The following is an 11,292-nucleotide window of genomic DNA, read 5'->3' on the forward strand; positions in this document are numbered from 1 at the left end:
CATAAAACTCGGTTGCAATCAACCCTCGTGATTGGCCGCTCACGCTCGTCATAAGCGTGTTGCGGTTGGCCATTCACTGATGTTGGTTGATTGAACTAAATTGTCTATTCAAAGCTGAACGGCAATGAACCGTCATCTTCAAGATCAGCAGCATCGCTACCGAACATGTTTTCAAGTTCGCTATCGTCGAGATCACTGTCACCGAACGAGAGGCTCACGTTTCCATCATCGTTAGAAACGTTTGGCAAACCTGCGATCACCGCGTCAGCGGAATCGGAACTTTCATTGACGATCGTTTGCGCTGTTCGCAAAGCTTCCGCCATGAGAGCGTCTTCGTCACCATTTTCAGTGGCAACGACAGATTTCTTGATCTGCTTTGTCGCTGAAATTGATTCAGCATCATCGAAGATTGGCTTGCTACCGAGTGAACTGTCAAACTGGTACTCAAGTGATCCGCCTTCGCCGGAAATTGGCAATGGATCAATTTCAACCGGAGCCGAGTTCATGTAGGGAGCGTCCTGCATGATGGGCTGACCTTCGATGTACGGCTGACCGTCCATATAAGGCTGATGCGAGTCCATTGGTTGAGCGTAGAACGGGTTCGCGACCGTTGACGCAGGCATACCTGCACCAGGTGCCAATCCGCCCATCGTCCGAACCTGTGACCACTCGCCAATACCAGCTTCTTCAGCCGCAGCGACACCCATTGGGTATCCCTCAAACCAAGAACTCACAGCACCGTTGCCTTGAGCAGACTGATATCGCCATCCCCAGTATTGCTGTGGCGCAACCTTAGGAGTGCATCCGTTTCCACCATTCGCGACAGCCATGAAGCCATCGATGAATCCGCCCTTAAATTCTTTGGCGTGTTTGTGGTTACAGAAGCGATCCTTTTGGCAGTGCCAAGCCTTTTCGGCCATCGCCTTGTTTCGGTAGTTCACCATGAAGTCATCGACTAAATGGTTGTCACCGAACGCTCGGCAAACGCCTGAGGTCATGGTGCAACCGGTAGAGCTGCATAACAGCAGCCCTGCTGCACCAATACTCAGTGCACTAGCACCGATGGTTCGATTGAACCAGCGTCTGAGCCAGCCGTGGCCGGACATCAGATTAGCTTGGTTACGAATTGAATTCTCACTTGCACTTGTGACCGCCACTGCATTGTGACCCTTGCGGGTCGCGCCGAAGTTGGTTTGGGTTTCTGTGAAGTCGTCTTTGTTCTGTCGAGACGTATTGGCTACGTCGTTGGAACGAATCGCCATTGTGGCCCCCCTTGGCTTTGTGGCGGCATTCTGTAAGTCAGTCATGCGGGTCGTGCGGGTCATGCCGATTTGACACCCCGCTCTGGGATACTTATCGCCGCATTGAGCGTTCCGGATTAGCCAAAAGCGCCGGAAATGTCAGTGGTATCAGACGAACGGTCTGTAACGACCATGACGAATGGTTGCTTTACCCGGCCTAGGACCGACAAATCGGTCGTGGAATCCGTGCTGAAGTTGCACACTGAATTTCTGTTCAACGCGCCGTGAAACCGCGAGAAGGGAGCTCTAAACCACTTCAGAAAAGGTTTGAAACGCAATTCGCCGCTATCGCGGCGTGAAGGATGACCAAGCCAGACCAAGTGATCTGCTCAGCCCCCCCGCCGTGTAGAGGTAATCATTAGGCAGTTTTGCCAACGGCCTGCGCCAAAAGTTATAATCAATTCCGAATTGGCACTTTTTGGCAACTTTCGACCGCCTATACTGCTTCGGACTTTGGGTACCAAAGTACTCTGGTGAGCTTAGGCTGCGTTGCTTCGCACTATCATTTCAAAGACCGTTGCACACCATTTTTTAGGTGTGCATACATAACTCTTCGAAGGTGCGTACAACAAACCTGGCCTCTACCTCTCATGTATCTCGATTTGAAGGTTTGACGACCGATATGGTTTTGCTCGTTGCCATCTGCGGTGCTATCGCTCTCGTATCATCTCTGGCTTTAGTTCCTGTCGTCAGAAGCTTCGCTAGATCAGTGGGCATGGTTGATCGTCCCGATGCGCAGCGAAAACTTCAAAGCAACGCAGTGGCACTCGGTGGAGGAATTGCGGTATACAGCTCGCTTTTAATCGCTTTCGTTGCGGCGCTGCTGATTGATCGCGCCTATTTTGGACAAATGCTCGGTGTAATATCAGTTCGCTGGTACGTTCTTTTCGGATGCGGTGCCGCTGTCTTGGCGTTAGGTTTGATCGACGACTTGTGGGGACTGCGAGGACGACAAAAGTTGCTTTTGCAATGCCTGATCGTTGCTGCTTTGGTCGGAAGTGGAACGGTGATTCAACGGTTGAGCTTGTTTGGATTGACAGTTCCTCTTGGGCCACTAGCGTTTCCCATCACCGTACTTTGGCTGATTGTTGCTGTTAACGCACTGAACCTAATCGACGGGGCTGATGGAATGGCGACAACCGCAGGCGCCATCATCTGCATAGGACTGGGCGTTGCCAGTTTTGCGATGGGATCACCACTTGGCGGCATCGTTGGAATATCGTTGGCTGCGGCTCAAATTGGCTTCCTGGCTTACAATCGACCGCCCGCAACTATCTACCTTGGTGATGCAGGCAGCATGATGATTGGATTATTTGTGGGTGTCCTGGCCATTTGGGGCAATTTGAAAGAGTCGGCCGTGCTGTCGTCTGCGCCAGTAGCCATTCTTGCAATCCCCTTGTTTGATTCCTCAGCAGCAATCCTACGACGATGGTTGACTGGCCGCAGCATTTACGTGACCGATCGAGCTCACCTGCATCACTTGCTACAAGAAAAGTATGGTAGAGGCAAAATGCTTTGGGTGGTCGCTGGCCTTTGCGGCATCACGGCTACTTTATCAGTGATGTCGATCACGTTTGGTATCCATTGGCTTCCCGCCGTGGGAGTTGCGGTCGCCGGCGCCGTGCTCATTTTAACGAGATCCTTTGGTCATACAGAAGCACGTTTGGTCCTCGGCAGCACCTGGCAATTCATCCAGTCTTTTGTATTGCCCCCCCATCGTTGCGATGAAGAAATCCACCAGCGACGTGTCCCTCTCCAAGGCTCTGGACCCTGGGACACAATCTGGGAACCACTACTTAATTTCGCGAAGGCCCACGGTTTGGTGCGGCTGAAGATCAGCCTGAGTCTGCCTTGGCTGCATGAGGGATACCATGCCCATTGGCAAAGCATTCGACTACCAGAGAAGGCACGACAAATGAACATTCGCTTGCCGCTGTTCACTCATCGAACCAAAGACGACACACAAATTCAGATCGGAACACTTGAAATTGTCGCTGCTGCCGACCATCCCGAAGTCTACCAACGCTTTGCCGATCTCGGCGATCAACTCGCGGAACTAACCCCGCAGATTGATGCCGTCGTTCGTAAACTCGAATCCGAACGCCAGCAACTACACTCGCCAATGGGATCACCTAGTTCCGCAATTCCCAATTGCGAGACGATCACGTCAGGTGATCTTCCCTCAAATGGATCACGGAATTCAAGCGAGGAATATGCTGATGCCTCGCTACCATCGACGACCTAGCCAGATTGAAATGGTGTAGTTCGGCAAACGCATAGCGCAAGAATTACATTCGTCTATCAAGCAATACGCCAGTCCATGGCAGTACGTTATCCAGGAGTTCGGCGTAGCAACAATGCGAATCCTGATCACCGGCGGCGCTGGATTTATCGGCTCAAACCTGGTTCGCCTAGCACTGCAGCAAGGTCATCATGTTCTTAATGTTGACGCTCTTACGTACGCTGGCAACCTGAAGTCGTTGGCTGACGTTTCCGCTAGTCCAGCCTATCGTTTTCTTCACCTGGACATTACCGATAGTGCGGGCGTGGCCAACGCGGTGATGCAATTTTCACCTGACGCCGTGATGCACTTAGCGGCCGAAAGTCATGTGGACCGAAGTATCACGGGCCCTGGATCGTTCGTCCAAACCAACGTGATCGGAACGTACCATCTACTCCAGGCCAGCTTGGCCTACTGGCGAACACTGACATCAGCGAAAGCTAAGCTGTTTCGATTCTTGCATGTATCAACGGACGAAGTGTATGGTTCGCTTGAACAAGAAGGCAGCTTCAACGAAACGACTGCTTACGCCCCCCATTCACCCTACGCCGCCAGCAAAGCATCGTCCGATCATATAGTTCGAGCGTGGCACGACACGTACGATCTGCCGGTTCTAGTTACCCACAGCAGTAACAACTTTGGCCCCTATCAGTTTCCCGAGAAGTTGGTCCCCGTCGTGATTTTGAAATGTCTTGATGACCAACCGATTCCGTTGTACGGCAAGGGCGAAAACGTGCGAGACTGGTTGTATGTCGAAGACCACTGCCAAGCATTGATGGATGTCGTCACCAAAGGTAAACCGGGAGAAACGTACGACATCGGTGGCAGCAACGAATTTTCCAACTTGGACCTGGCACGAAATCTTTGTCAGATCCTCGATGAATATCGTCCATGTCAGTCGGGTAGTCCACACACCGAAAAAATCACGTTCGTCACAGACCGTCCGGGGCACGATTTCCGATACGCCATCGACGCCAGCAAAATCAAACGGGACCTTGGCTGGGAACCTCGCGAAGACTTCCAAGCCGGGATACGAAAGACCGTTCGGTGGTACCTCGATAATCGATCATGGTGGCAAGACATCATGTCCGGCAACTATCGACTTGACACGCACAATGCAACCGAAGATTAGAATGTAGATGAGGGCAAGGCTGTTAGTGGCGAACATGAACATGATTATGAACATCGACATGAGCACCCAAGCCTCGTTACGTCGATCACTATTACCGATGCGTCTCAGACCTATCTTGTCCGCACACTCGCCATAGTGCAGATCGTAGAATGCTATGAGTCCGCATGCACGGGACAATCGCTACCTATTGCCCACTTCGCCGCTTGGGCTGTTGCCTATGCTTACGGATCACTGACGCTCTATTGGGAGCCACTTTCGGACCGCGCTGCCAACTCGCACATGAATCATCTTCTTACTTTTTCGTTTTGCATCGTCGCTTGCCCCGCTAACCACTGCCTTGTCTTTTGATTCTATTGCTTGGTCATACCGGATACATTGGAAGTTCATTCGCGCAAGAGCTTCATCGTCGCGACCTTAGCTTTCGTGGCATCTCGCGATCCGAAGTTGATTACACCAACCGCGATTCGCTGATCTCGCTGATCCGAGAATCAAAAGCCGACTTTTTGATCAACGCTGCGGGCTATTCTGGCAAACCGAACGTCGACGCCTGCGAAATTCATAAGTCGGAATGCTTGCAGGCAAACGCAGTCCTACCAGGAATGGTTCGGCAAGCTTGTGAGCTAACCGGAATCCCATGGGGACATGTCTCGTCAGGCTGCATCTATACCGGTCGACGTGATGATGGAAACGGGTTTCGAGAGAGCGACGCCCCCAACTTCTGCTTCCGAACCAATCACTGTAGCTGGTACTCCGGTTGCAAGGCTCTCGGCGAAGAATGCCTTGTCGGTACCGACAACATCTATATTTGGCGGATGCGTATTCCATTTAACCAATTCGACTCGCCTCGCAATTACCTCTCTAAACTGATTCGATACGACAGGTTGTTATCAGCGGATAATTCGATCTCGCATGTCGATGAATCAGTTCACGCTTGCGTGGAATCCTGGACCCAACGGATACCAACCGGCATCTACAATGTGACCAATCCAGGCAGCATTACTACCGAGCAAGTCACGGCACTGATTCAAACGCATCTGCTGCCAGACAAAAAGTTCAAGTTCTTTGCAAGTGAAACAGAGTTCATGAACTCGGCAGCAACAACACCTCGGTCCAATTGCATCTTGGATAGTCGCAAACTTCTCTCTACCGGGATAGCCATGTCCGCCGTGGAAGACGCCGTCATTAGCGCGTTGAAACACTGGCGTTCTGCCAACCATAAAAAACGACTTTCGATTCGGTAAGCTCGACCAATTCTTAAGAGCAACCTCAGTCGAAGGCAGTACTAAAACGATGTCACCTAAAACTTCGACGAACTGACAAAGCGTGATCGCGTGATACTAGATCCATGACCCCAAACCTTTCCACCGAAATCCCACCACCTTGCGACCGCAAAGGCATAATCCTTGCCGGTGGATCGGGTACGCGTCTGCACCCAATCACCAGGGCCGTTAGCAAGCAGCTAGTCCCGGTTTATGACAAGCCGATGATCTACTATCCGCTTTCGACTTTGATGTTGGCCGGCATACGGGACATCCTGATCATCTCGTCTCCCAACGACATTCCCGCTTTCGAACGACTGCTAGGCGATGGCTCTGAATTAGGAGTGTCGTTCACCTACGCAGTTCAACCTCATCCTGAAGGCTTAGCCCAAGCATTCATCATTGCCGCTGACTTCATCGGAAACCAACCAGTCTCGCTGATTCTGGGTGATAACATTTTTTACGGACAAGGTTTCCGAAAGATCCTCGCCGCAGCAGCGATGAAACCACGCGGCGCAACGATATTTGCTTATCCCGTCACAAACCCGTCCGCTTACGGAGTCATTGAGCTGGATCAACAGGGCAGGGCAGTTTCGATCGAAGAGAAACCTCAACATCTCACTTCCACTTTCCCGAAATCTCACTATGCCGTCCCAGGCCTGTACTTCTATGACAACGATGTTGTTGAAATCGCCGCGAGCCTAAAGCCGTCATCACGAGGCGAGCTAGAGATTACGGATGTTAACCGTGCGTATTTGACTCGTGGTGATCTATCCGTTGAGACCTTCAGCCGCGGCTTCGCTTGGCTAGACACTGGTACGAAAGATAGCCTTCTCGACGCCGGAAACTTCGTCGCCGCCGTCGAAAAACGCCAAGGGCTTAAAATCGCATGCATTGAAGAGATCGCCTACTCGCAAGGCTTCATCAACGATTCACAGTTGCTCAAGCTCGCTGACACCTACGTCAACGACTATGGCGACTATCTCCGAAACTTGAAGTACTAAGCGTTTGCCAAACGAACCGTGGTAAAGAGAGCACAGAACAGTCGATCCTTGATGAACATGCCAGGACACAGAGAGTGAACGCGTGCCCACATAAAGACACTCCGGCAACCTTGCCAACATTCGGACCTTAGATCATTCTTACGTCATCCTTTGCGACTAAATGGACTGGACCAAACCTGGGCTCGTTGGCTGACAACTTGCAATTCCAGCATAGCTCTCCCTGCGAAAAGAATAGAAGGCGCACAACGAGTGTCATTTTCCAAGCGGAATGCCGATCTGCTTTCGACACCCCAGTATTTCCAACGGTGGGTCTGCCCTCCACGCGGACAGAGTCCGCTCTAATCCACGCTTAATAGCACGCACTACATATCCACAACTTGGCTCATTTCCCGTGCCTATTCTTCCACCCGAACCAGATTGCCATCCCGCAGATTTGCTTACGGGCGATGATATTCTTGAGCGAGGCTGGTGGTTGATGTACACCAAGAGTCGCCAAGAGAAACAGCTCATGCGACGCCTTCGCCAAGCGGATGTCCCTCACTACGCTCCTCAGATCGCGAGTCGACGTCGTTCGCCTGCTGGTCGCATTCGAGTGACGTACCAACCGTTGTTCGCTAGCTATGTGTTCGTGTGTGGCGATGATGAGGCACGCTATCAATCTGTCTGCACCGACTGTGTGCGACAGGCATCTCCGATCGAAGATGTTGAGCAGTTTGTAACTGACCTTCGGCAGATCCAAAGCCTGATCAACATGGACGTTCCCTTAACGATTGAAGCCAGGATCGAGCCAGGTGAAATGGTCCGTGTCAAAAGCGGAGTATTTGCCGGTTACGAGGGGGTCGTACTAAAACGAACTCAGGAAACACGGCTGCTCGTCTGTGTTCGGTTCATGGAACAAGGCGTCAGTGTTAAGCTCGACGACTGTCAACTTCTGCCGTTGGGGAAAGTCGACAGTCGACCAATCGACGGCCGTGATTGAATAGAATCAGCATAACGAAACGGCGTCGATCATTGCTTCCAGTTCCCGGTGCCAATCTTTTCCAAGTCGTGACATTCAGCAAGACCGCCAGCCAATCTCAGACCCGAAGTCGGCCGTGTGACCTCTTTGCAACGCGAGTTTACCAAAATCCGCCTCTCGTCCCCCAAGCGGATAACGAAGACCTTCATCTAAATGCGTCGAATCTGCAGTGACACTATCACCTAAATCAACAATCGCCGTCATCGGGCTCGGCTATGTAGGCTTACCCCTCGCACTCGCATACGCTCGCGATGGCATTACGACCATTGGCTTCGACATTGATCAAGCCAAGACCGACGCTATCAATGCCGGACGTAGCTACATCAAGCACATCGACGCAGGCGACATTGCAAAGCAGATCAAGTCAGGCCATTTCAAAGCCACCACGGACTTTTCGCGACTAACTCAAGCTGATGCGATCATCCTTTGCGTGCCCACGCCGTTGGACCATCACTTTGAACCCGATCTGTCGTATGTCATCAGCACCATTGAAGCTGTTATCCCGCACTTGAAAGCCGGGCAAACCATAAGTCTTGAAAGCACAACGTATCCCGGCACAACCGAAGAGGAACTCGTCAGCCGCATTGAAGCCGCTGGCTTTAAGGTCGGCCAAGACATCTTTGTTGTCTATTCCCCCGAACGTGAAGACCCCGGCAATCCTGAATATGCCGCTACGAACATCCCCAAAGTGGTCGGCGGTCACACTCCTGCGTGTTTAGAAGCGGGCAAATCGCTTTACGGCAGCGTATTTGACCAAGTGGTTCCCGTTAGCAGCACGCAGGTGGCCGAGTTGACCAAGTTGCTCGAAAACATCTACCGCAGCGTCAACATTGGACTGGTCAACGAACTGAAGGTTGTCGCCGATGCAATGGGTATCGACATCTGGGAAGTGATCGCAGCCGCTAGCACGAAGCCGTTCGGATTCAAAGCGTTTTATCCCGGTCCTGGACTTGGGGGGCACTGCATTCCCATCGATCCGTTTTACCTGACGTGGAAAGCACGCGAATTTGGCGTACACACTCGCTTCATCGAGCTGGCGGGTGAGATCAACCGCAAGATGCCGGCCCATATCGTCCAGCGATGCAGTGAAGCGCTTAACCGAGGCAAGAAGTCGGTCAATGGAAGCAAGGTCCTGCTGATTGGGCTGGCCTACAAACCGAACGTCGATGATGACCGCGAATCGCCCAGCTACGAATTAATGAACCGGCTTACCGCGATGGGAGCCAACGTTGCCTATCACGACCCGTATGTTCCGGTGATTCGACCGTCTCGCGAGCACTCGCATTGGGCAGGTACTCCCAGTGTCAACTGGGATCAGGCTACCATCTCAAGCTATGACCTCGTGCTGATCTCCACTTGGCACGCATGCCTGAACGTCAACGAATTGGGCAAATGGTCACAATTCATCGTTGACACTCGAAACGCTACGGCAGCTCTCCCCCCCGAAGTTCGGGCGGCGAAAGTAATCAAAGCTTAGCTGCCAAAAGGAGCGTCGGGCGTTCGCAATCACATTCGAACACCGCTTGGATTCCTGAGTGACGAACGGCGTTGACCGGGCCGGTTAGGAGGGTCGCACCGAGGCGGCCGGCCAAAATCGTGGGCAAAGGAGGGTGGCTGGCGGCTAATCCTTGTCAGCTCTGCTGGCACCAATCAGTCTGTGTGTGATTCCTGAGCTACCGATCGACGGCAAAACAATTAATCTCATGCCTCAGACTGGTTCATCAGCTCAGCTTTTAAAGCTCTTTCACCGCGCCATGCAGCCCCCTATCGGGGGAGGCTAGAAGTGGGCTGAGGGCTGGAAGGCTGAGACGAAATCTCAAGTTCTACCTATGAGTGTCCATAATGCCATGTGATTTGGCAAAAGGGGTCACCCACGTGGACGGAGTCCGCGCTAACATCTCAGGTCTAATGCGAATCCCGCACTGTTAATCGTCGCCCAAGTGAACACTGAAAGTCAATCGCCACGCCCTAGAATCGTGTTTCTAAACCGATGCTACTGGCCTGATTCCGAAGCGACGGGTCAGTTGTTGATGGATCTATGCATTGATCTATCGGAACATTTTGATGTCCACGTTGTCTGCGGCATCCCAAATAGCCCGACAACAAACCAGTATGTGAAGAAGGGCATCGAGCAGCGTCAGGGAGTTACGATCCATCGACTTTCACATATGCATTTCCAAAAGCGTATCCCTGCTGGTCGGCTTATCAATTTGGTTTCCTTCTCAAGAGCGGCATCGCAATACTTGCGAAAGACTCGCCTGAGCTGTGATGTGCTGGTCTGCGAAACGGATCCTTTTTTGCTTCCAGTTGTGGCAGCCAAACATAGCAAGCGAACTGGATGCAAGTTGATGTGCTACTTGCAGGATATCTATCCGGATGTTGCCGAAGCGATCGGCAAAGTTAGCTCGGGCTGGCTAACTCAGACCATTCGTGCGAAGTTGCGAAAGGCATATGAACGTGCAGATCGCATCGTGGTCTTGGGTGAATGCATGAAGTCACGCTTGTCTGATTCGCCGTGGTCGATTGCGGCCGAGAAGATGCATGTCATTCCAAACTGGTCAGATTGCAGCCTCATTACGCCACTTAGCGTTCATGACAATCCATTTCGCCTCAAGCATGGACTAAGCGACCGAGTTGTTGTGATGCATAGCGGCAACATGGGACTAACACAGAGGCTTAACGTCCTAATCGAAGCAACTCAGTGCGACACTTGGCCCGAAAGGGCAATGCTATTGTTGGTAGGTGATGGTGCCGCTAAGTCCTCTTTGCAACAGCAAGCTAACGACATTGGGACAGACCGCGTCAAATTCTTGCCCTACCAGCCACGCGAAAAACTAGCGGAAAGCTTTTCCGCAGCGGACCTCCATATAGTATCCATGCACCCGAATATCACGGGCTGCCTGTGTCCCAGCAAGTTGTATGGAATCCTAGCTGCGGGTCGACCGGTCTTGGCAATCGCGGATTCGCAAACGGACCTCTGCCAAACAGTTCGTCAAGAAGGACTAGGATGGACTTGCGAACCGGGCCAAGCCAACGCGATCGCAGATGCAGTTTCGCAAGCAACCTTAGACGATGCGAGCCGTGCAGCGGCTGGTGAGAGAGCGAGAAAGGTAGCTTTGGCGAAATTTGATCGCCCCGTAGTTACGAACCTCTTCAAAAACCTTCTTAATGATCTGCTCGATAAGCCGGTCACTACACTCCAAGACCAGATTGCTTAAGTCGATGGCTCTAAATCCTATTGGATCATTAGCAATGGCTGGATTTGACTTTAGGCCTACACCCACTGCAGTTTCCATG

The 11,292-nt window shown here is 52.0% G+C and carries 8 protein-coding genes; 7 read left to right on the top strand and 1 reads right to left on the bottom strand.

Annotated elements, in window-relative coordinates:
* Nucleotides 1–104 precede the first annotated feature (104 nt).
* On the bottom strand, nt 105–1,325 hold the full coding sequence (locus Pla22_RS01240) for a hypothetical protein (RefSeq protein WP_146512966.1): 1,221 nt from the start codon (nt 1,323–1,325) through the stop codon (nt 105–107).
* A 691-nt stretch (nt 1,326–2,016) separates the two neighbouring features.
* Here Pla22_RS01240 and Pla22_RS01245 point away from each other — a divergent pair.
* The 7 genes from Pla22_RS01245 (at nt 2,017) to Pla22_RS01275 (ending at nt 11,213) form a co-directional block, all read left to right on the top strand.
* Entirely contained in the window at nt 2,017–3,546 is a 1,530-nt protein-coding gene (locus Pla22_RS01245) for an MraY family glycosyltransferase (protein ID WP_165440463.1), read from the top strand.
* A gap of 112 nt (nt 3,547–3,658) precedes the next feature.
* Nucleotides 3,659–4,714, top strand: a complete 1,056-nt coding sequence (rfbB, locus tag Pla22_RS01250; protein WP_146512968.1) for a dTDP-glucose 4,6-dehydratase — start codon at nt 3,659–3,661, stop codon at nt 4,712–4,714.
* 344 nt (nt 4,715–5,058) lie between these two features.
* A complete protein-coding gene (locus tag Pla22_RS01255) occupies nt 5,059–5,955 on the top strand; it encodes a sugar nucleotide-binding protein (RefSeq protein ID WP_146512969.1) in 897 nt (298 codons plus the stop codon).
* A 104-nt stretch (nt 5,956–6,059) separates the two neighbouring features.
* A complete protein-coding gene (gene rfbA, locus Pla22_RS01260) occupies nt 6,060–6,977 on the top strand; it encodes a glucose-1-phosphate thymidylyltransferase RfbA (protein WP_146512970.1) in 918 nt (305 codons plus the stop codon).
* A 391-nt stretch (nt 6,978–7,368) separates the two neighbouring features.
* Nucleotides 7,369–7,956 carry a transcription termination/antitermination protein NusG gene (gene nusG / locus Pla22_RS01265; protein WP_146512971.1) on the top strand — a complete coding sequence of 196 codons (588 nt, stop codon included), beginning with the start codon at nt 7,369–7,371 and terminating at the stop codon, nt 7,954–7,956.
* 208 nt (nt 7,957–8,164) lie between these two features.
* Entirely contained in the window at nt 8,165–9,472 is a 1,308-nt protein-coding gene (locus Pla22_RS01270; protein ID WP_242631730.1) for a nucleotide sugar dehydrogenase, read from the top strand.
* Between the two features lie 499 nt (nt 9,473–9,971).
* On the top strand, nt 9,972–11,213 hold the full coding sequence (locus Pla22_RS01275) for a glycosyltransferase family 4 protein (protein ID WP_146512972.1): 1,242 nt from the start codon (nt 9,972–9,974) through the stop codon (nt 11,211–11,213).
* Nucleotides 11,214–11,292: the final 79 nt, after the last annotated feature.

The organism is Rubripirellula amarantea (assembly GCF_007859865.1).
Classification (GTDB): domain Bacteria; phylum Planctomycetota; class Planctomycetia; order Pirellulales; family Pirellulaceae; genus Rubripirellula; species Rubripirellula amarantea.